This is a genomic window from Brevibacillus sp. TJ4 (assembly GCF_044627595.2).
Lineage (GTDB): Bacteria > Bacillota > Bacilli > Brevibacillales > Brevibacillaceae > Brevibacillus.
Map to the genome: position 1 here is coordinate 967437 of NZ_CP185865.1, position 22049 is coordinate 989485.

Genomic DNA, 22049 nt, shown 5'->3' on the forward strand with positions numbered 1-22049 from the left:
GACGGGCGTTTTACATTGCGTGGATGCCCCTCCCTCAGCCCGCTTTTTTCAGGAACATTCACCGCATCAGTCGGCTACGAGCAGGAGAGGAGAGGCACATGACATGGATTTGAGAGAAAAAATTTTTCAGCAGGAAGGGGCGAGCTTCCCCGGCAAAACGTACGTGGAGGCCGTACTGGAGCCTGCGTACAACGAGGCGAAGCAGCATTTGCTGCAGCCGATGATGGCGATTCACAAAGCCCATCTGATCATGCTGCGCGAACAGGAGCTGATCACAGACAGCGAAGCCAAGGCGATCGCGCGTGCGCTGTCCGAAATCGAGCTGGAAAAATTGCGCAGCGGCACGTATAGCGGGCAATTTGAAGATTTGTTCTTTCAGGTAGAGAGCCGCCTTCTGGAATTGGCTCCCGAGGTCGCGGGCAACCTGCACCTGGCGCGCAGCCGCAACGACATGGGGATTGCGATATACCGCATGGTGCTGCGGGAGAAGCTGCTCATTACCCTGGCTTCGGCCCTCTCACTGAAAGAACATCTGCTGCATGTTGCCGAAGAACACATCGATACCGTGATGATCGGCTACACGCATACCCAACAGGCCCAGCCTACCACGCTGGCGCACTACATCATCGCCATGGCCGACGTGCTCGGCCGGGATGTCAAACGGCTAGTCAGTGCCTACCAGACGTGCAATCGCAGTCCGATGGGAGCGGCAGCCTTGACCACTTCCGGCTTTGCTATCAGCCGCGAGCGCATGCGAGAGCTGCTTGGCTTTGCCGAGCTGGTGGAAAATTCCTACGACGCGGTCTGCGGAGCCGATTATCTGGGCGAGGTGGCGACGGCTACCCAGCTTGCTGCGCTCAATCTCGGGCGCAGCGTACAGGACATGCTGCAGTGGTGCACACAGGAGTTTGGTGTGCTGAAAGTAGCCAGCCCCTATGTGCAGATCAGCTCGATCATGCCGCAGAAGCGCAATCCGGTCTCTTTTGAACATATGCGCTCGCTTTTGTCCAGCAGCGCAGGCAATGCTGCGACAGTGTTGCAGATGATGCACAACACGCCGTTTGGCGATATCGTCGATACAGAGGACGACATGCAGCCGTACGCCTGGCGCGGCTTGAGCGTGCTGGAGCAGATGTACCGGCTGATGGCCTGCGTCGTCGGGACGATGGAGGTCAACAGGGAAGGCTTGCTGCAGCGGGCCAGGGAAAGTTTCGCCACTGTAACCGAGCTGGCGGATACGCTGGTGCGCACGGATCGGCTTTCGTTTCGCAGCGCTCATCACATCGTCAGCCGCGTCGTCCAACACGCGACGCAGTCTGGTCTTAGGGCCGATCAAATCAGCCTGGAGCTGGTCAATGAAGCGGCACGGTCGATCATTGGAAGAGAGCTTGGCATAACCGCAGAGCAGCTTCGCCTCGCGCTCGATCCGGTCCACTTTGTCCAGATACGCACCTTGATTGGAGGACCAGCCCCGTCCGAGATCAAGCGGGCGATCGAACGGCGCAGGGAAACTTTGGAGACGGAGCGCGCGTGGCTCGAACAAGAGAAGCAGACATCCCAGGCAGCCATGGACAGGCTGGATCAGATCACAGCCGAATGGAGTGTGGCGCCATGAAGGCGGTGCGGATTCCGCTGCTCGCCGTAGACGGGGGCGGGACCAAATGCCTGGCCGTTTTGCTGGACCAGAGCAGACAGGTGGTAGGGTCGGGGCGTTCCGGCTCGTGCAACTACCAGGGAATCGGGACCCAAGCAGCTGCCCGCGAGTTGACAGCGGCGATTCGCGGGGCGATCGAAGAGTATCGCAATCGTGCTGATCTGCCGGACCCCCAAACACAGCCCTGGGAGGTGGAGTGCGGGGTGTTCGGCATCGCCGGGCTGGATACGGAGCACGACCGCCGTATCATTACCCGGATGGTCGAGCGTGTACTCGCCGGACTGCATCTGCGCGTCCGCCATTTGATTGTGGAAAACGACGGTTTCGCCGCACTGCTCGGTGCGACTGGCGGCAAGCCCGGCATTTTGGTGATCGCGGGGACGGGTTCGATCGCCTTTGGGCTCAATCAGGATCAGCAGACGGCGCGTGCCGGCGGCTGGGGTCATCGCATCGGTGACGAGGGGAGCGGATACTGGATCGGCAAGCAAGCCTTGATCGCAGTGGTCAAGGCAGCGGACGGCAGGGGAGAGAAGACACAGCTTGCAGACTTGATCCTGCCCTACCTCGGCTTGCAGCAGGCGGATGAACTGATCAACTGGACGTACGGACGCCAGTATGCGATTGAAAAGGTCGGGGAGCTGTCGCAGCTGGTCGGAGTGGCGGCGGAGGCAGGCGATGAGGTGGCGATTGCCATTCTCCGGCAGGCAGGCGAAGAGCTGTATCATGCTGCCCGAGCTGTCATTGACCAGTTGGCGATGAGAAATCAGCCATTTCAGATGATATTGCAGGGGGGCGTACTGCAAAACAACAGCCGTGTCCGCAAGATGGTCATGCAGCAAATCAGCGAATACGCTCCTGGCGTCATCCACGAGTCCGCCCATCACGATCCGATCTACGGTGTCATCGCCAAAGGCTGGGCGTATCTGGATCAAGCCGATGACAGTGCTGGAGGTGTTTGAGCGATGAAAAAAATCATGGCGGTGTTTCCCCATCCGGATGACGAGTCATTTGCGTGCGGGGGGACGCTTGCCCGTTTCCACGAGCAGGGGGTGCCGACCTGCCTGCTCTGCCTCACCTCGGGATGCGGCGGCAAATCGGGTGCATTTTCATTTCCGGGCCGGGCGGAGCTGGCTCGCCATCGTGAACGGGAGCTTGCCAGGGCGGCGGAAGTGCTGGGCATCAGCCGGCTCGAACTGTTCCGCTATCCCGACGGTTCGCTCGCTGCCCAGGAGCAGGACGAGCTTGCGCGGCGCATCAGGGATACAATCGTCGACTGGAAGCCGACTGTGGTGATTACGTTTCCGCCGGACGGAGTGACGGGCCACCGCGATCATATCGTCACCTGTCACGCGACGACGCAGGCCGTGATGTGGGCAGAAGAGCAGCTCGCCCAGGAGGAGTACCCCGACCTGTACTACGTCTCGATTCCAAACTATTACGACCATTGCCAGGACCAGGGGCCGCAGCCTGCCGTGCCGATTACGGGCAAGGTAGACATCACGCAGTACCGGCAGCGAAAAGGAGAGGCGCTGCGCGCGCACCAAAGCCAGGTGTACTCGCTAAACCGGGCGTTTCCCGGTGTTATCGAAGGCGACTTTGGGGTGATCGGCAGCTACGAGTACTACACGCTGGTGCGCTCCAAAGGCAAGCCGGTCGAGCCAATCGCAGGAGTGGACGGTATTCCGCTGATTGAGTTGTAGCCGGCAGGAGGGGGGCATCCTTTTTACTGGTTGATCTGATCGCGTGTATTTTGCAAGACTTGTTCCATATATACCTGATCGTATGTTCCCGGCGGCTTTTGCCGCTTTTTTGTTCTTCTCCTGGAAATGACTTCGCAGCAGACGCCAAACAACAGCAATCCGCCGATCACGATGACGAGAAACAGCCATAGTTGCATCCAGATTCCTCCTTTTCATCAATTTCTTTCTTGTGAGATAATAGAGTGATGATTCATAAAAAAGACGGGGGTTGGACATGAAACGGAGAGTCCAAGGATTTATTTGCATAGTGCTCGCTTTTTTGCTGCTGCCCGCCATCGGAGTGTACGGGGCAGAGCAGGATGTGAGCAAAAGCGTCGTGGCGGGCAGCCAGGTCGTTAGTGTCGCAGGCGGGAAACGGACGGTTCAGTACGTCAAGGTAAACCTCAATGACACCCGGCTGGAAGTGCGCCCCGTACTGGCGCATGGCGAGATCGGGAAGACGCAAAGTCTCGAGGGGATGGCCAGTCAGCACGGAGCATTGGCCGCGATCAACGGCAGCTTTTTCATGGCCTACAACGAAGGGGAGCATAAGCCGCCCTGGGGACTGATCGTCATCGATTACCAGAAAAAACACGATGGGACAAGCGGGGCCTCCATCGGCTTTAACCAAAACAGTCTTCCGGTCATATCCACAACGAGTCTGATCAGAGCGGATCACTATGAGCATATCACGAGCGCCGGACCGACACTATTGCAAAATGGCCAGATCGTACTGAACCCGCAAGCGGAAGGAATGAACGATCCGAAGCTGACTACGCTCGGCGGGCAGCGTTCGTTTATCGGCTACACGGCCGACAACTATCTCGTATTCGGAACTGTCTCCAATGTCACGCTGCCGCAGTTGGCCCAAATTTGCCAAAGCATGGGCCTGACGGCAGCGATGAATCTGGACGGCGGCGCTTCCTCCGGGCTCTATGCGCACGGAAAGCTGCTGACGCGTCCGGGCAGGGAACTGAGCAATGCACTGGTCGTGACGACGCGCAAGTCAGCTCCGGTTCAGGTGGTGCAGGGCGGACAGCAGCTCGTCTTTTCGAAGGGGCCGCTGCTGATTCAGGGCAGCCTGTACGTACCGGCCGAGGAAATCGTGGAGAAGCTGGGGGTCCAGCCTGCTGGCAAGCCGCAGTATTTTACGCGCATCATTGCCGACACGCCGATGGTTCCATTGCGGGCTGTCGCAGAGTCGCTGGGCATGCGGGTGGAATGGGACGCCGCTGCCCGGATTGCCACGATTGTTGATAGGAAGCTCGAACAGGAGTAATCGCCAGATGGCGGGTTAGCCCCTGTACTGTGTTTCGCTTGCGGGAGAGATGAGACAGCGGCAGGCGATTTTCCCGTTTGCGTTCTGCTATAATGAAAGCAGCGTATGAAAAACGAGGGATGATGGAACATGAACGAGAAAAAAGACCAGCCACAGAGTCAGGTACATCCGCAAGCGAGTGAAATCGTAAGCCTGTTCAAAGAGAGGCAGCAAGGGATCATGGGGCATCAGCGGCTGGGATTTTTCAGCGTGCTGCTTCCGCTGGTTACGATGGGAGACGGCCGCCTGGGGGTTTTGTTTGAAAAGCGGGCCAGCACGATGCGCCGTCAGGCAGGAGAAGTCTGTTTTCCGGGCGGGCGCAAGGAAGAGGAGGACCAGTCCTTCTGGGATACTGCCCGCCGTGAGACAAGCGAAGAGCTGGGCATTGCGCTGGAGCACATTACCTACGTCGGGCCGCTGGACATTCTGCTGGGTCCGGGAGCTGCCTGTGTCTATCCGTTTATCGGGTACCTGGAAAAAATCCACGACTTGCAGCCCAACCCGCACGAGGTAGAAGAAGTGTTTGTCATTCCTTTGGACACTTTGCGCGCCACGCAGCCTTCCCGCCATCGGGTCAACATCTATATGGAAGCAGAAGAGAGTTTTCCCTTCCATCTGATTCCTGGCGGCAGGCGTTCTCCTTGGCGCACCGGACAGATGGAGCATTTGTTTTACGTGATCGAAGGGCGGGTGATCTGGGGGATGACAGCCAGGGTTCTCCAGCATTTTCTCGAACTGCTCGACGAGTACGGTCTGGATGCACGATAGTGAGGAACGGGAGGAGAGGCAACATGTGGGGGAAAAACGAAGTAACGGCACGGCTGCAAATCGAATGGCCGATCATTCAGGCAGGCATGGCGGGGGGCTCGACGACGCCGGAACTGGTCGCAGCGGTTTCGCAGGCGGGCGGCCTGGGCACGCTTGGTGCAGCCTACATGAGTCCGGATCAGATGTGCGCAGCGATCCGGGAGATTCGTCAGCGTACAGACAAGCCGTTTGCTGTCAATCTGTTTGTCCCGGAAGCCTTTGATGCGAACTTTTTCGTCTCTGCTTCTGTAGCGGCGGTATTGAACGAAGTGCGCCAGGAGCTCGGCATCCCGGCCGATCCGCCGATGACGAAGATCGTCGAGTCGTTCGCCGCGCAGATGGAAGTCGTGCTGGAGGAGCGGGTGCCTGTCTTCAGCTTTACGTTTGGCTTGCTGGAGCAATCGTGGATGGCGGAGCTGAAAGAGCGGGGTATTGTCGTGATCGGGACCGCCACCACAGTGCGCGAGGCGCAGGCACAGGAAGAAAGCGGCGTGGATATGGTGACCGCACAAGGAAGCGAGGCGGGCGGACATCGCGGGGCGTTTTTGCAGGACGCTCCGAGCAATCTGATCGGCACGATGGCGCTCGTTCCACAGGTCGCAGATGCGGTCAGCATACCGGTGATCGCCGCCGGGGGCATCATGGATGGACGGGGCATTGCAGCGGCGTTTGCCCTGGGAGCGCAGGCGGCCCAGTTGGGTACTGCCTTTTTGCCCTGCGTCGAAAGCGGAGCGCATCCGCTGCACAAGCAGGCGGTTCGCGAGGCGAGCGACGAGACGGCGGTGATCACGCGTGCGTTTTCGGGAAAGGCTGCGCGGGGAGTTGAGAACCGGTTTATGAACCTGCTTGCGCCTTATGAACAGGAATTGCCGCCCTACCCGATCCTCAATGCGTTGACGCGGGACATTCGCGCGGCGGCGGCCAAGCAGCAGCGCAGCGAGTATTTGTCCATGTGGGCGGGTCAGGCCGCATCGCTTGGCAGGGAGACGACAGCGGAGGAATTGCTTCAGCAGCTCGTCCAGGAAACAGAGCAGGTTTGCCGCAGATTGCTGTAACGACAAGCAGAGAGCAACACGGGGGGAAACGAGGATGGCAGAAGAATGGGCCCTTCGGGGGAAAATGATCGCCAATGGAGAAGAAATTGACGATGGTCTGGTCGTCGTTTCCGGCGAGACGATTCACTACGCGGGAGCTGCCGGACGGTACGGCGGCATGCTGCCACAGCAGGTGATGACAGTGGAGCAGGGGTGGATTTGTCCCGGCTTTGTGGACATTCACATGCATGGCATTGACGGCTACGACACGATGGACGCCACGCCGGAGTCGCTCAAGGCGATCTCTGCAGCGCTCGCTCGCTACGGTGTCACGTCATTTTTGGCGACGACGATGACTGCAGCCTACGACCAGATCGAACGGGCATTGCAAACGATCGTTGAAGAGAGCAAAAACAGACTTCCTGGTGCGCAGGCGGCAGGCATCCACCTCGAGGGGCCGTGGATCAATCCGCGCTACAAGGGAGCGCAGAAGGAAGAGCATATCGCCAAGCCGTATTTGCAGGATGTACGTCGCCTGTACGAGCTTGCCGGGGGGCTGCTCAAGGTGGTGACGATCGCGCCGGAGCAGCCGGGAGCGCTGGAGGCGATCGCCTGGCTTCGGGAGAAGGGCGTAATCGTCTCCTGCGGGCACACGGGTGCCAGCTTCGCGCAGGCGGAGCAGGCGGTCGATGCGGGCATTCGCCACTTTACCCACTGCTTTAACGCAATGACGGGCCTGCATCACCGCGAACCGGGCGTCGTCGGTGCAGCCATGTACCACGAACAGTTGAGCACGGAGCTGATCGCCGACGGCATCCACGTCCATCCGGCAGTGATGCGTATCCTGTATCGGGTCAAAACGGCAGAAAGGCTGGCGCTGATCAGCGATTCGATGCGGGCTGCCGGGATGGGCGAAGGCAGCTACGATCTGGGCGGCCAGGAGGTACATGTCCAAAACGGGGAAGCCAAGCTGGCAGACGGGACGTTGGCAGGCAGTGTGCTAACCTTGAACCGGGCTGTCGGCAACATGGTGCGCCTGAGCGGCGTACCGATGGCCGATGCGGTACGCATGGCATCGCAAACGCCGGCGGACATCCTCGGGCTGGGTCAGAAAAAAGGGCGTCTGGCGGCAGGTTGGGACGCTGATCTGGTCGTCCTCGACCCGCAGTTTGAGGTCAGCCTGACGGTCGTCGGGGGAAGGGAAGTGTACCGGGCTGCGCAATTGTCCTCCAAATGATGGGCAGTCGTGCAACTTAGTGGCAAAAACAGCTTGACCAACTGGCAATCCATACGAAAACCACAGCGGTGAGGGAGATGGCACAGCATCTTCGTCACCGCTTCGCTTTTCGAAAAAGTATTGACATGAGACGAAAATCGGAGTTATAGTGTGTTCAGGATATGAAACCGGTTACAGGTAAGAAAATGGCATGTCTTTGTGCCTTATTTTTTTCACCTGTGTGTAACCGGTTACACATTTTCATGGAAATCGATGAGACGGAGAAGTGCGCATGCCCACGATTCGAGATGTGGCCAGGCTGGCAGGAGTATCTGTCGCCACTGTGTCACGCGTTATCAATCAAAACGGATACGTCAATAAAGATACGGAACAAAAGGTACGCAAAGCGATCGAACAGCTTCAGTACATGCCAAATTCGGTAGCGCGAGGATTGGCGGGGAAACAGACGGGGACTATCGCGCTGATTCTCCCCGATATCTCCAACCCGTTTTTTCCGGAGATCGCCCGGGCGGTAGAGGATGTCGCCCAAAAACAAGGCTATACGGTCATCCTGTGCAATTCCGACGATCAGGGGCAGAAAGAACAGACCTACATCGAGATGCTGCGGAAAAAGTATATCGACGGGATCATCTTTGCATCGAACACGCTCCGCGAAGAAGACGTGCAGCAGATGCAAGCGAACAAAATTCCGCTCGTTGTCCTCGACCGCGCCCTGGCCAGCGGGTCATGCAGCGTGATCCGCTCCCGCAACTACGAAGGAGCGAAGCTGGCAGTTGAGCATTTGCTGCAAATCGGTTGCCGAAAGATCGCCCATCTGTACGGACCGCAGGAGATGATTACCGCCAAAGAGCGGATGCTTGGCTTTGAAGAGTCGGTCATGCACTTTCCCTGGTATTCGCCCAGCCTGATGGTTCCCGGGTATTTCAGCGTGGAAGGCGGCATCGCAGCGGTCAAGGAGCTGTTGAGCAGGCACCGCGATGTCGATGGCATTTTTTGCGGCAACGACCTGATGGCCATCGGTGCGCTCAAAGGCTTGCATCAACTGGGGATTCGCGTTCCCGACGAGGTAGCCTTGATCGGCTTTGACGGAATCAGCCTGACGCAGATTACACAGCCGGAGCTGTCTACCATAGCGCAGCCGATTTACGATATGGGCACGCTGGCAGCCCAGGTATTGATTGCCGCGATCACATCCGGGGAACTGCAGCCGAAGCTGTATGAACTGGATGTAACCTTGATTGAGCGCGAATCGAGCAAGCGCTAGGCAAGCGATACTTGAAACAGATGGGAGCGAGATGAATGAAGCAAATTCCTCGTATTGTCGTCATCGGCAGTTTAAATATGGATGTCGTCGTGGAGGCGGACAGACCTCCGGCGCTCGGCGAAACCGTCGCAGGGAAGCAGGTCCATTTTATTCCCGGCGGAAAAGGAGCCAACCAGGCCGTTGCTGCTGCACGCCTGGGGGCCAATACGCGAATGGTTGGCGCGGTCGGCACTGACGCATTCGGGCAGTCGCTGCTTGCGGCGCTGCGGCAGGAGGGCATCGACGCCGATACCGTCAAAGTAGTGGAAGGAACCCATACCGGTATTGCCTCTATTGTCCTGTCCCAAGGAGACAACCAGATTATCGTCGTTCCCGGTGCCAATGATCACTGCCTGCCTGCCGATCTGTCGGATTGCGAGAGGCAGATTGCCGAGGCAGATGTAGTCCTCTTGCAGCTGGAGATACCGCTTCCGACCGTCCTGTTTGCGGCCAAAATGGCGAAGCGACTGGGCAAAACGGTCGTACTCAACCCGGCACCTGCACGGGAATTGCCGGATGAACTGCTGCAGCACGTAGACGTCCTGATTCCCAACGAATCAGAATTGTACCTGTTGGCAGACAGCGCAGCAGGTCAAGAGCTGGAGGCAGCGATGCGCTCGTTATTGCAAAAAGGGGTGCGCACAGTCGTGACCACCCTGGGGGCAAAAGGAGCGGCTTACCTGACGGACAAAGAGCCACTCGGCTTCGTATCCAGCCACAAAGTCGATGTCGTCGATACTACTGGCGCAGGCGACTCGTTCAACGCAGGCTTTTCCTACGCCTTGGCCAGCGGCAGCAGCGTGGCAGAGGCAGCAGCCTTTGCGACGGCAGTAGCAGCGCTTGCTGTAACCAAACTGGGTGCCCAGGCAGGAATGCCGACCCTCGCAGAAGTCAATCAATTCATCCATGCATAAGAGGTGGACCTGGTGAAAAAAATAGGCCTTTTAAACAGTGACATTTCCACAGTGATCAGTCAGCTTGGACATACCCAGCACATTGTGATTTGCGATGCGGGCTTGCCGATTCCCGCCGGGGTCAAGCGGATTGACCTCGCTGTCGTTCCGGGCCTGCCTTCGTTTGCCGACATTCTGGAAGCAGTGCTTCTGGAGATGCAGGTAGAGCGCGTGATCTACGCGGAGGAATTGAAGCAGGCACAGCCGCAGTTGTTTGCGCACATCCAGTCGACCTTTGCCGACACCCGGCAGGAGGCTGTCAGCCACGAACAATTCAAGCTGCTGACCAAAGATGCAGTTGCCATCATTCGTACCGGAGAGTGTTCTCCGTATGCCAATATCATTTTGCAATCCGGTGTAACCTTTTAGACGGCTGAACGAGCAAGGGAGGGAGAGAGCATGTCGGATTCATTGTTGGAAATGAAGGAAATCAGCAAGTCGTTTCCCGGTGTCAAAGTGCTGAACAACGTCCAGTTATCCTTGTCCGGCGGCGAACTGCTGGCACTGATGGGGGAAAACGGTGCGGGCAAATCTACCTTGATGAAGATTCTCGGCGGCATTTATGAGCGGGATTCCGGGACGATCGTGGTCAAGGGAGCCGTCCAGGAAAACATGACGCCTGATCTGGCCAGCAAGCTGGGGATCGCGATTATCCACCAGGAGTTGAACCTGATTCCCCACCTGTCCGTGATGGAAAACATTTTCCTCGGGCGCGAGTTTACCTATGGCAAGTCAGGATTTGTCAACTGGCGCAAGATGCGGCATGAGACAAAATACTGGCTGGAACAATTGGGCATCGAGATGGACCCGGACGTGCTGGTCGGCGATCTGTCCGTCGGTCAGCAGCAAATGATCGAGATCGCCAAGGCGCTTTCCATGCAGGCAGACATCCTCGTTCTTGATGAGCCGACAGCGGCGCTGACGAACAGGGAGATTGAAGCCTTGTTCCAGGTAATCGCCTCGCTCAAGGAAAAAGGGGTCGGGATGATCTACATTTCGCACCGGATGGAAGAGATTTTTCAGGTGAGCGATCGCATTACCGTATTGCGCGACGGTCAGTACGTCGGGACCGTGAGAACCGCCGAGACGACCATGGATGAACTGGTCAAGATGATGGTAGGACGGGAAATTACCGACCGTTTCCCCAAAGTGGAAATCGAGCAGGGGGCGGAGCGGCTTCGTGTCGAGAACCTGAGCGTCAAAGGGAAACTGAGCGGCATCAGTTTTTCTGTAAAAGGCGGAGAAATCGTCGGTGTCGCCGGTTTGATGGGAGCGGGACGCACGGAGATGGCCAAAGCGATTTTTGGCTTGGAGGATATACAGCAGGGAGACATCTACGTCGATGGGCAGCATGTGCGGATCAATCGCCCGATTGACGCCATCCGCGCGGGCATCGCACTCGTCACGGAGGACAGAAAAGAAGAAGGGCTGGTGCTGTCGCTGCCCGTCCGGGAAAACATTTCCCTGCCCAATCTCGCAAACGTCTCGTCCGTAGGCGTCTTGAAGCCGAAAGCCGAGCAGGAGCTAAGCGACGAAACCATCCGCCGCCTGCTGATCAAAACGGCGGGTGGAGAGCAGATCGTCGGCTCCCTGTCCGGCGGCAACCAGCAAAAGGTGGTTATCGGCAAATGGCTCGCCACCAAGCCGAAGATTCTGATTCTCGATGAGCCGACCCGCGGCGTCGACATCGGAGCCAAAAAAGAGATTTACGACATTATGAACCAGTTGGCTCAGTCAGGGGTAGCCATCCTGATGATCTCCTCCGAACTTCCGGAGGTACTGGGAATGAGCGACCGGGTGCTGGTCATGCACGAAGGGCGCATTACCGGCGAGTTTACCCGCGAAGAGGCGACACAGGAATCGATCATGCATGCTGCGACAGGAGGGAAGAGCCATGCAGTTTAATGTTTTGAAAAGAATGGGCCCGCTGCTTGGGCTGGCGTTGATCGTCATCGTCCTGTCGGTGACGACGGAGAACTTTCTTACTGTAAGCAACATCTTTAACGTACTCAGGCAAATTTCGATCAACGCGCTGATTGCCTTCGGGATGACCTTTGTCATCCTGACGGGCGGGATTGACCTTTCTGTAGGCTCGATCCTCGCACTCTCCAGCGCGGTTACCGCTGGGTTGATGACCGGTGGGATGGATACGAGCCTCGCTGTCTTGGTCGGGTTGCTCGCCGGTGCTGTCATGGGGGCGATCAACGGTGTCATCGTAGCCAAAGGAAAAGTGGCTCCGTTTATCGCCACCCTGGCGACGATGACGATCTTCCGCGGGCTGACGCTCGTGTATACGGAAGGAAAGCCAATCACCGGACTGAACGAAGACTTCGGCATGCTCGGAAAAGGCTTCTTCCTGGAGATTCCGATGCCGGTCATCTGGATGCTGATTTCCTTTGCCATCCTGTACTTCATTCTTCGCCATACTACGTTTGGCCGGCACGTCTACGCGCTTGGCAGCAATGAGGAAGCGACGAGACTGTCCGGGATCAGCACCAGCAGGGTTAAAGTCATGGTCTACTCGATCAGCGGCCTGTTTGCCGCACTGAGCGGGATCATCCTGACTTCCCGTCTCAATTCCGCGCAGCCTACTGCGGGAACCTCGTATGAACTGGATGCCATTGCCGCCGTCGTACTCGGCGGGACCAGCCTGTCAGGTGGCAATGGATGGATCGTCGGTACCCTGATCGGGGCGATGATCATCGGTGTGTTAGATAACGGTCTCAATCTGCTCAATGTCTCTTCTTTCTACCAGGCAGTGGTAAAAGGGGCAGTCATTTTGCTGGCAGTATTGATTGACCGATCTAAAGCAAAAAAATAAAGAAAAAAGATGCATGCTATTAAGGAGGATGGTTTTCATGAAAAAGGTTTTGAAAATGGCGTTGACTTCATCTTTGGTGCTCGCGATGCTGGCGGGCTGCTCCACATCGTCCAACCTGGAAAACAACACGCCGGAACAATCGACAGGCAACGCAGGTGAGGGCGACGGCAAGCTGACGATTGGTCTGGCTGTCTCGACCCTGAACAACCCGTTCTTCGTTACATTGCGAGACGGTGCCCAAAAAGCGGCAGACGAAGCTGGCGTGGAACTGCTCGTCGTCGATGCGCAGGATGATACCGCGAAGCAGATCAGCGGCGTAGAAGACCTGATTCAGAAAAAAGTAGACGTGCTGCTGATCAACCCGACAGACAGTGCGGCGATTGTGACTGCGGTAGAAGCGGCCAACCAGGCCAATATCCCGGTCATTACCGTTGACCGCGCTTCCGAAGGAGGACAAGTCGTATCCCATATCGCTTCCGACAATATCGCAGGCGGCAAAATGGCCGGCGAGTTCATCCTCGAGAAACTGGGCGGAGCCGGCAACATCGTAGAGCTGCAAGGCATCGCCGGAACGTCTGCGGCCCGCGATCGCGGCCAAGGCTTCCACGAGGCAGTAGACAACAAGGACGGCGTTGCTGTAGTCGCCTCCCAGCCTGCTGACTTCGACCGTGCCAAAGGAATGAACGTCATGGAAAACATCCTGCAATCGACTCCTGACGTGCAAGCTGTGTTTGCCCACAACGACGAAATGGCGCTCGGTGCTTTGCAAGCGATCGAAGCACAAGGAAAAGACATCCTCGTAGTCGGCTTCGATGCCACAGACGATGCTGTGAAAGCGGTAAACGACGGCAAGATGGCGGCGACGGTAGCGCAAAAGCCTGACCTGATCGGGGAAACCGCGCTGCAAACCGCTGTAAAGGTAGCCAATGGCGAACAAGTGGAAGCCAACATTCCGGTCGAGCTGGAACTGGTGACCAAGCAATAGGACAGTAATAATTGAGAAGAAAGAGCCTCCTGAGGGAATCAGGGGGCTTTTTTCTCATTTTTTGTTTTTTCTGATGGGAAAATAGTGGCAAGATAGGGCATGTCTGCCCTTATTGTTCCTATTTTTCTTAATAATCGCAACTAATACGACTATGTGAAACCAGAGGGCGTAAAGAAAGGATGAGCGCGGTGTATGGTGTGGAGAAAATGAATACGAAAGGAGGGCGCCGGATGAGGAGTATCATCGCCCGCATACTGGTGATCCTGTTGCTGGTCGGGGTGGTTCCTTCCCTGGGGGTGTCGCAAGAAGTCTACGCGCAGGAGATGCGTCCGAATAGGGTGGATGTGGCAATCGCTGCGTCTAATATCAAGTTTGTGTATGGAGATGTGATCGGCGGAGGCAGCATAATCGTGGGGGATCAAATATCCAGCGATATCTTCAATGCCAAAGGAGCCATCCGTTTTCAACTGAACGCCACTGATCGAGACAAAGAGATCGAGTCTGTCGTCCTCAGTTTGTACGTTTCGACGTTTAGCGAATCGCCGAGCTTAAGTGTATATGGAGCCGACGAGAACTTTTGGACTGAGAAAGACCTTACACTGCCTGATCAAAATTGTGTGTTGATCCCCCATAACATCCAGCAAATCCGTGCAAATGAGAAAATTGTTGTTGACGTAACGAATTTTGTGAAGACGAAGATCGCAGCAGGCGATCAAGGGGTCAACTTTCGTTTGGAAGGAAACACACCAGGCAACTTTGTTGAGTTCATAGGTAGCGTGTACTATGGCACTAAACTTCCTCATCTGGAAGTCACCTATGTAAACCATCCTCCAACCAATCTGACATTGTCCAGCAACACCATCCCGGAAAACAGTCCGACTGAAACGGTTATCGGCACGCTTTCCGCCACTGATCCGGATGTTGGCGATACGTTGACGTACAGCTTGGCAGACGGGGATACGGCTGCATTTCGCATCGAGGGAGACCAGTTGCTCTCCAATGCGCTGTTTGATTACGAGACGAAGAACGAGTACTCCATCAAGGTACGGGTCACGGATTCGGCAGGCAATATAGTGGAGGAACAGTTCACCATCACCGTCACCGATGTAAACGAGGCTCCGCAGATCACATCCTTCGAGTTGGTTGGCGGGAGCACATACACAAACGATGAAGAAGTGTCGCTCTCCCTTTCGATCACCGATCCTGATGCAGGCGATTCGCTGAGGTACCAGCTCAGCAATACGAAAGATACGTGGGACGGCAACTGGCAGAACTACACGACTACTCCGAGCATTGCAAACTGGACGTTTTCTGCTCCCGGGCAGGACGGCTCCAAAACGGTGTATGTGCTGGCGGAAGATCGCGACGGTCTGCGGGCAGAGTCGGAACTGACGATTACGCTCGACAAGACCCGGCCGACAGGCTCCCTCACGATCAACCAAGGGGCTTTGTACACCAGTTCTGCGCAAGTTTCTCTTTTCCCGACAGGCAGTGATGCAAACGGAATCTCAAGTATGCGCTTCTCCAATGACGCGATTGAGTGGGAGTCGTTCCGCCCCTATTCCGCGGACAGCGTCACATGGACTGTGCCTGCAGGAGACGGAGTAAAAGAAGTGTGGATGCAACTGCGCGACACAGCAGGAAACATTTCCGATCCGATTCGGGCCACGATCACTCTCGATACGACTCCTCCTGTGGTCAGCGGTGTCGCAAATGGCGGAGTGTACAACACGGATGTCGTCATTGAGTTCAACGAGGGCACTGCTGTACTCAATGGGATGTCGATTCGAAATACTACAAATGTCTCTGCAGAAGGCAGATACGTGCTGATCGTCACAGACATGGTTGGCAATACCACCACGATTCCGTTTGTTATCGACCGAACCGCGCCGACAGGTGACATAACGATTAACGACGGAGCAGCGACTGCTACGTCACGCAATGTGACCCTGACGATCACCGCGACAGACAATCTCGGCAGCATCGAGATGCGCGTCTCCAACGAGTACGGCACATGGAGCAATCGGCAGCCGTGGACGAACAGCCTGCCGTGGACATTGGAAAGCGGCAATGGTCAGAAAAAAGTGCTGCTGGAGCTGAGAGATGAGGCAGGGAATGTATCGGCATGGGAGGATACGATTGAGCTGATATTGCCAACGCCGCCAGCTCCGAACCCGAATCCAAATCCAAATCCAAATCCAAACCCGAACTGCCAGCCGAGATTTCGGTGACGGATGTCCAACTGGACGTACGCACGTTCACATTGCGTACGGGTGAAACGAGAGGATTGACAGCTACGATTCAGCCGTACGACGCCACAGACAAGACCGTCTCCTGGGAAAGCAGCGACTCGCGGGTGGCCGAAGTGGACGATACGGGCAAGGTGACGGCGAAACAAGCAGGAACCGCGACGATTACCGTCACTACCCGTGATGGCGGAAAAACGGATTCGGCGGAGGTAACTGTCCGTGACCGTGAAGCATCCTTCCATCTGGAGGCATCTGAATCTGCCTACTGGCTGCAAACAGGACAGCGCACGATCCTCTATATTTACAAGGTAGAGGGAGGAGAGCGTACGAACATTACCAAAGACAAAGGGATCACGTACAGCACAGAACACGATCTGGTCACGGTAGGTTCGGGAAGGATCGAAGCCGGCAAAGAGCCGGGCGAGGACATCGTTACCGTGCATTACGAGGGAGAAGAGCTGAGGGTTCCGGTTACGGTATCAAGTTCTCTCCTTCGCACACTGACCCTGTCCAACCCTTACGCGGTGTTGGAGGAAGGGGAAGAGCGCCAACTGGAACTGACGGGCACCTTTAGCAACCGCGAAGAGCAGGACGTCAGCGAACTCGCTACCTGGGACTCCAGTGATACGGACGTCGTGGAAGTGACCGGTGATGGCCGACTGATTGCCCATGAGCCCGGAACGGCAGTCATCACCGCCCGGCTCAGCGGCAAGATCGTGATCGCGCATGTACGGGTCATGGAGGAGAAGAAACCGCAAAGGATCGTCGCTTCTCCGGCGTTCCTGCGCCTGGACGTAGGCGATACACAAGAAATCGTCCTGTACGCGGACTATGGGAACCGCTACCTTGACTTGCTCGAGGAAAAGGTGGAATGGGACGTACAGCATCCCGAGATCGTCACAGTCGAAGACGGAGAGGTAATTGCACTGCAAAAAGGGCGCACGGTCATCACTGTACGTTATCAGGGCAGAGAAGACACGATTCCGGTCACTGTTCGCTAATTGCAGAGGAAGTGCCAGCATCTCGCTGGCACTTTTTTCATCTCCGCAAATTCCCAATGGTACGGGAAGAAATAACTACCAGGATTGGCTGTTTTTATACGTCAGGAGGCTTATTTCGTATTTTTTGTTTTACGCAAGCATGAGAATAGTTGTAAAATATATGCAGGTCTGTCTTCTTAATTGTATTTTTCCTAATAATCACAACATCAGTAACGACAAGGATCATCTAGGGCAAAAGACCAAATATGGCTGTTCGGATAGGCCTGCTTGTTCGAATTTTGTTTATCAAGAAAGGGTGAAGTGCATTGCATGCTACAGAACAAATCAATATGAAGGGAGGGAGTACGATAAGGAGCAAAATCGCCCGCATGCTGGTCGTCCTGTTGCTGGTTGGGTTGATACCGTCCGTGGGTGTGCCGCAGGAGGCGCGTGCGGAGGAGGTGCGACCGTATCAAGGAGATGTGTCCATTCGTCCAGAGGCAGACAAGTTTGTGGATGACCTAGGCGCATATCCAAATGGTGAAGTCGATGGTGCGGATTTAAGTAATCAGAATGCGCTGTACATCGGTTTTCAACCTCCTGATTTCAATTCCATGAAAGTAGCGTTTCGTTTTCCGCTGGGTGCGATTGATCAAAACAAAGAGATCCAGTCCGTTGTCCTCAGTATGTACGTCAGGAGCAGGCAAGGCGCGAGAACCGAGCCGATTCTCAACGTGTATGGAGCCGACGAGAACTTTTGGACTGAGACCGACCGCACACTGCCTGATCAAAATTCTGTGTTGATCCCCCATAACATCCAGCAAATCCGTGCGAATGAGAGAATCGGTGTTGACGTAACGAATTTTGTGAAGACGAAGATCGCAGCAGGCGATCAAAGGGTCAACTTTCGTTTGGAAGGACACCCAAACTTGGACAGCATGTTCACCATCACCGATAGTTTCATCGATAATCCTCTCTACAATACCTACCTGGAAGTAACCTATGTACCCAACCAACCTCCGACCAATCTGACATTGTCCAGCAATATCATCCCGGAAAACAGTCCGACTGAAACGGTTATCGGCACGCTTTCCGCCACTGATCCGGATGTTGGCGATACGTTGACGTACAGCTTGGCAGACGGGGATACGGCTGCATTTCGCATCGAGGGAGACCAGTTGCTCTCCAATGCGGTGTTTGATTACGAGACGAAGAACGAGTACTCCATCAAGGTACGGGTCACGGATTCGGCAGGCAATATAGTGGAGGAACAGTTCACCATCACCGTCACCGATGTAAACGAGGCTCCGCAGATCACATCCTTCGAGTTGGTTGGCGGGAGCACATACACAAACGATGAAGAAGTGTCGCTCTCCCTTTCAATCACCGATCCTGATGCGGGCGATTCGCTGAGGTACCAGCTCAGCAATACGAAAGATACGTGGGACGGCAACTGGCAGAACTACACGACTACTCCGACCATTGCAAACTGGACGCTTTCTGCTCCCGGGCAGGACGGCTCCAAAACAGTGTATGTGCTGGCGGAAGATCGCGACGGTCTGCGGGCAGAGTCGGAACTGACGATTACGCTCGACAAGACCCGGCCGACAGGTAGTCTTACGATCAATCAAGGAGCTTTGTACACCAGTTCTGCACAGGTTTCCCTTCTCGCAACAGGCAGTGATGCAAACGGGATTTCGGGTATGCGCTTCACCAATGATCGGAATGTGTGGGAGTCGTTCCGCCCCTATTCCACGGACAGCGTCACATGGACTGTGCCTGCAGGAGACGGAGAAAAAGAAGTGTGGATGCAACTGCGCGATACGGCAGGAAATATCTCTGATCCGATTCGGGCCACGATCACTCTCGATACGACTCCACCTGTGGTCAGCGGTGTCGTAAATGGCGGAGTGTACAACACGGATGTAGAGATTACCTTCAATGAAGGAACGGCTACGCTGGACGGAATTCCGTTTACCAATGGCAGCCTTGTCAGTGCGGAAGGAAATCATACCCTCGTCGTAACAGACAACGCGGGCAATACAACGACGATCTCCTTTTCGATCTTGAAAAACGCCCCGACCGGGTCGGTGTCGATTAACGGAGGAGCGGCGTACACCAACACGCGAAATGTGACGCTGGCAATCACTATAGACGGCTCTGCGGACGGACTGCAAATGGCAGTGACAGAAGCGGGAGGCACTCCGACGTATGAAGCGTATGCCCCGACCAAAGCATGGACGCTCTCTGCGGGAGACGGGCTGAAAACGGTCGAGGTGCATCTGAAGGATCGCGCAGGAAACGAGCGAATCCTGCCCGCCACGATCACCCTGGATACAATCAAACCTACCGGAAGCATTACCATCAATGACGGTGCCAGTGTCACCGGCTCGCCCCAGGTGACTCTTGGTATACAGGCTGCTGATGCAAACCCGGTGGAGGTTCGTTTCAGCAACGATGGTACGGACTGGACAGCTTGGGCTTCCCCGCCCCAGGACGGCACGCTGAGCTGGGTGCTGACAGGTGCGGACGGCTCCAAGACGGTAGTGATGGAAGTGCGTGATCAGGCAGGGAATACAGAGATCTTTACGGGTTCCATCACGCTGGATACGATTCCACCTGTCGTGTCGGGTGTGACGAATGGCTCATTCTACAATCAAGATATCACTATCACCTTTAACGAAGGTACAGCTACGTTGAACGGTGAGCCGTTCACCAGTGGGACGATTGTATCGACGGAGGGCGAATACACGCTCATTGTCACCGATGAGGCAGGCAATGCCGCCACTGTGTCCTTCAGCATTGTGAGAACACTGCCAGAAAGCAGGCTGCAGATTAACGGAGGAGCGGCGTACACCAACACGCGAAATGTGACGCTGGCAATCACAGTAAACGGCTCTGCGGACGGACTGCAAATGGCAGTGACAGAAGCGGGAGGCACTCCGACGTATGAAGCGTATGCCCCGACCAAAGCGTGGACGCTCTCTGCGGGAGACGGGCTGAAAACGGTCGAGGTGCATCTGAAGGATCGCGCAGGAAACGAGCGAATCCTGCCCGCCACGATCACCCTGGATACAATCAAACCTACCGGAAGCATTACCATCAATGACGGTGCCAGTGTCACCGGCTCGCCCCAGGTGACTCTTGGTATACAGGCTGCTGATGCAAACCCGGTGGAGGTTCGTTTCAGCAACGATGGTACGGACTGGACAGCTTGGGCTTCCCCGCCCCAGGACGGCACGCTGAGCTGGGTGCTGGCAGGTGCGGACGGCTCCAAGACGGTAGTGATGGAAGTGCGTGATCAGGCAGGGAATACAGAGAGCTTTACGGGTTCCATCACGCTGGATACGATTCCACCTGTCGTGTCGGGTGTGACGAATGGCTCATTCTACAATCAAGATGTCATTATCTCCTTTAACGAAGGTACAGCTACGCTCAACGGTTTACCATTCACTAGTGGGACGACAGTATCGGCAGAAGACCAGTACGTATTGATCGTCACGGACATGGTTGGCAATACCACCACGATTCCGTTTGTTATCGACCGAACCGCGCCGACAGGTGGCGTAACGATTAACAACGGAGCAGCGACTGCTACGTCACGCAATGTGACCCTGACGATCAACGCGACAGACAATCTCGGCAGCATCGAGATGCGTGTCTCCAACGAGTACGGCACATGGAGCAATTGGCAGCCGTGGACGAACAGCCTGCCGTGGACATTGGAAAGCGGCAATGGTCAGAAAAAAGTGCTGCTGGAGCTGAGAGATGAGGCAGGGAATGTATCGGCATGGGAGGATACGATTGAGCTGATTTTGCCAACGCCGCCAGCTCCGAATCCAAACCCGAATCCGAACCCGAATCCAAATCCGAATCCAGAACCGCCAGCCGAGATTCCGGTGACGGATGTCCAACTGGACGTACGCACGTTCACATTGCGTACGGGTGAAACGAGAGAATTGACAGCTACGATTCAGCCGCACGACGCCACAGACAAGACTGTCTCCTGGGAAAGCAGCGACTCGCGGGTGGCCGAGGTGGACGATACGGGCAAGGTGACAGCGAAACAAGCAGGAACCGCGACGATTACCGTCACTACCCGTGACGGCGGGAAAACGGATTCGGCGGAGGTAACTGTCCGTGACCGTGAAGCATCCTTCCATCTGGAAGCATCCGAATCTGCCTACTGGCTGCAAACAGGACAGCGCACGATCCTCTATATTTACAAGGTAGAGGGAAGGGAGCGTACGAACATTACCAGAGACAAAGGGATCACGTACAGCACAGAGCACGATCTGGTCACGGTAGGTTCGGGAAGGATCGAAGCCGGCAAAGAGCCGGGCGAGGACATCGTTACCGTGCATTACGAGGGAGAAGAGCTGAGGGTTCCGGTTACGGTATCAAGTTCTCTCCTTCGCACACTGACCCTGTCCAACCCTTACGCGGTGCTGGAGGAAGGGGAAGAGCGCCAGCTGGAACTGACGGGCACCTTTAGCAACCGCGAAGAGCAGGACGTCAGCGAACTCGCTACCTGGGACTCCAGTGATACGGACGTCGTGGAAGTGACCGGTGATGGCCGACTGATTGCCCATGAGCCCGGAACGGCAGTCATCACCGCCCGGCTCAGCGGCAAGATCGTGATCGCGCATGTGCGGGTCATGGAGGAGAAGAAACCGCAAAGGATCGTCGCTTCTCCGGCGTTCCTGCGCCTGGACGTAGGCGATACACAAGAAATCGTCGTGTACGCGGACTACGGGAACCGCTACCTTGACTTGCTCGAGGAAGAGGTGGAATGGGACGTACAGCATCCCGAGATCGTCACAGTCGAAGACGGAGAGGTAATTGCACTGCAAAAAGGGCGCACGGTCATCACTGTACGTTATCAGGGCAGAGAAGACACGATTCCGGTCACCGTCCGCTAATTGCAGAGGAAGTGCCAGCATCTCGCTGGCACTTTCCCTCTACTTTT

General features: G+C 56.0%; 17 protein-coding genes. 16 read left to right on the forward strand and 1 reads right to left on the reverse strand.

Translation table 11 applies throughout. The features are described 5' to 3' along the window. Window positions 1–103 precede the first annotated feature (103 nt). Genes argH through ACAF76_RS04485 form a run of 3 tightly spaced genes read left to right on the forward strand, consistent with a single transcriptional unit; the run spans window position 104 to window position 3354 of the window. Window positions 104–1615, forward strand: a complete 1512-nt coding sequence (gene argH, locus ACAF76_RS04475) for an argininosuccinate lyase (RefSeq protein WP_400162703.1) — start codon at window positions 104–106, stop codon at window positions 1613–1615. Next, complete coding sequence (locus tag ACAF76_RS04480) at window positions 1612–2613, forward strand: N-acetylglucosamine kinase (RefSeq protein WP_400162704.1); 1002 nt, start codon at window positions 1612–1614, stop codon at window positions 2611–2613. Before argH ends, ACAF76_RS04480 begins: the two co-directional genes overlap by 4 nt. Before the next feature lie 3 nt (window positions 2614–2616). Continuing rightward, complete coding sequence (locus ACAF76_RS04485) at window positions 2617–3354, forward strand: PIG-L deacetylase family protein (protein WP_400162705.1); 738 nt, start codon at window positions 2617–2619, stop codon at window positions 3352–3354. A 23-nt stretch (window positions 3355–3377) separates the two neighbouring features. On the opposite strand, the gene ACAF76_RS04490 is transcribed toward ACAF76_RS04485, so the two are convergent. After that, the gene (locus ACAF76_RS04490) at window positions 3378–3551 is read right to left on the reverse strand and encodes a resistance to Congo red protein (protein WP_400162706.1); all 174 of its coding nucleotides are present in this window, start codon (window positions 3549–3551) and stop codon (window positions 3378–3380) included. Window positions 3552–3628: 77 nt separating this feature from the next. Between ACAF76_RS04490 and ACAF76_RS04495 the strand changes: the two genes are divergently transcribed. The 13 genes from ACAF76_RS04495 to ACAF76_RS04555 all read left to right on the forward strand — a co-directional run bounded on the left by ACAF76_RS04495 (window position 3629) and on the right by ACAF76_RS04555 (window position 22002). Further along, window positions 3629–4672, forward strand: coding sequence for a phosphodiester glycosidase family protein (locus tag ACAF76_RS04495; RefSeq protein ID WP_400162707.1), 1044 nt, complete (start codon window positions 3629–3631; stop codon window positions 4670–4672). 129 nt (window positions 4673–4801) lie between these two features. Continuing rightward, a complete protein-coding gene (locus ACAF76_RS04500) occupies window positions 4802–5479 on the forward strand; it encodes an NUDIX hydrolase (RefSeq protein WP_400162708.1) in 678 nt (225 codons plus the stop codon). A gap of 23 nt (window positions 5480–5502) precedes the next feature. After that, a complete protein-coding gene (locus tag ACAF76_RS04505; RefSeq protein ID WP_400162709.1) occupies window positions 5503–6573 on the forward strand; it encodes an NAD(P)H-dependent flavin oxidoreductase in 1071 nt (356 codons plus the stop codon). Between the two features lie 34 nt (window positions 6574–6607). Further along, window positions 6608–7789 (forward strand): N-acetylglucosamine-6-phosphate deacetylase, encoded by a 1182-nt coding sequence (gene nagA, locus ACAF76_RS04510; protein ID WP_400162710.1) that lies wholly within the window; start codon window positions 6608–6610, stop codon window positions 7787–7789. A gap of 271 nt (window positions 7790–8060) precedes the next feature. Next, window positions 8061–9053 (forward strand): LacI family DNA-binding transcriptional regulator, encoded by a 993-nt coding sequence (locus ACAF76_RS04515; RefSeq protein ID WP_400162711.1) that lies wholly within the window; start codon window positions 8061–8063, stop codon window positions 9051–9053. Window positions 9054–9088: 35 nt separating this feature from the next. After that, window positions 9089–10006, forward strand: coding sequence for a ribokinase (rbsK, locus tag ACAF76_RS04520; RefSeq protein ID WP_400162712.1), 918 nt, complete (start codon window positions 9089–9091; stop codon window positions 10004–10006). 12 nt (window positions 10007–10018) lie between these two features. Beyond that, on the forward strand, window positions 10019–10414 hold the full coding sequence (gene rbsD, locus ACAF76_RS04525; protein WP_400162713.1) for a D-ribose pyranase: 396 nt from the start codon (window positions 10019–10021) through the stop codon (window positions 10412–10414). A gap of 30 nt (window positions 10415–10444) precedes the next feature. Beyond that, window positions 10445–11950 (forward strand): sugar ABC transporter ATP-binding protein, encoded by a 1506-nt coding sequence (locus tag ACAF76_RS04530; RefSeq protein WP_400162714.1) that lies wholly within the window; start codon window positions 10445–10447, stop codon window positions 11948–11950. Beyond that, window positions 11940–12866, forward strand: coding sequence for an ABC transporter permease subunit (locus ACAF76_RS04535; RefSeq protein WP_400162715.1), 927 nt, complete (start codon window positions 11940–11942; stop codon window positions 12864–12866). Before ACAF76_RS04530 ends, ACAF76_RS04535 begins: the two co-directional genes overlap by 11 nt. Before the next feature lie 37 nt (window positions 12867–12903). Next, window positions 12904–13851, forward strand: a complete 948-nt coding sequence (gene rbsB / locus ACAF76_RS04540; protein WP_400162716.1) for a ribose ABC transporter substrate-binding protein RbsB — start codon at window positions 12904–12906, stop codon at window positions 13849–13851. A gap of 230 nt (window positions 13852–14081) precedes the next feature. Continuing rightward, a complete protein-coding gene (locus ACAF76_RS04545) occupies window positions 14082–16082 on the forward strand; it encodes a cadherin domain-containing protein (protein WP_400162717.1) in 2001 nt (666 codons plus the stop codon). Beyond that, window positions 16079–17101: an Ig-like domain-containing protein gene (locus ACAF76_RS04550; protein ID WP_400162718.1), complete on the forward strand. Its 1023-nt coding sequence runs from the start codon at window positions 16079–16081 to the stop codon at window positions 17099–17101. Before ACAF76_RS04545 ends, ACAF76_RS04550 begins: the two co-directional genes overlap by 4 nt. Window positions 17102–17406: 305 nt before the next feature. Beyond that, window positions 17407–22002 (forward strand): Ig-like domain-containing protein, encoded by a 4596-nt coding sequence (locus ACAF76_RS04555; protein WP_400162719.1) that lies wholly within the window; start codon window positions 17407–17409, stop codon window positions 22000–22002. Window positions 22003–22049 lie beyond the last annotated feature (47 nt).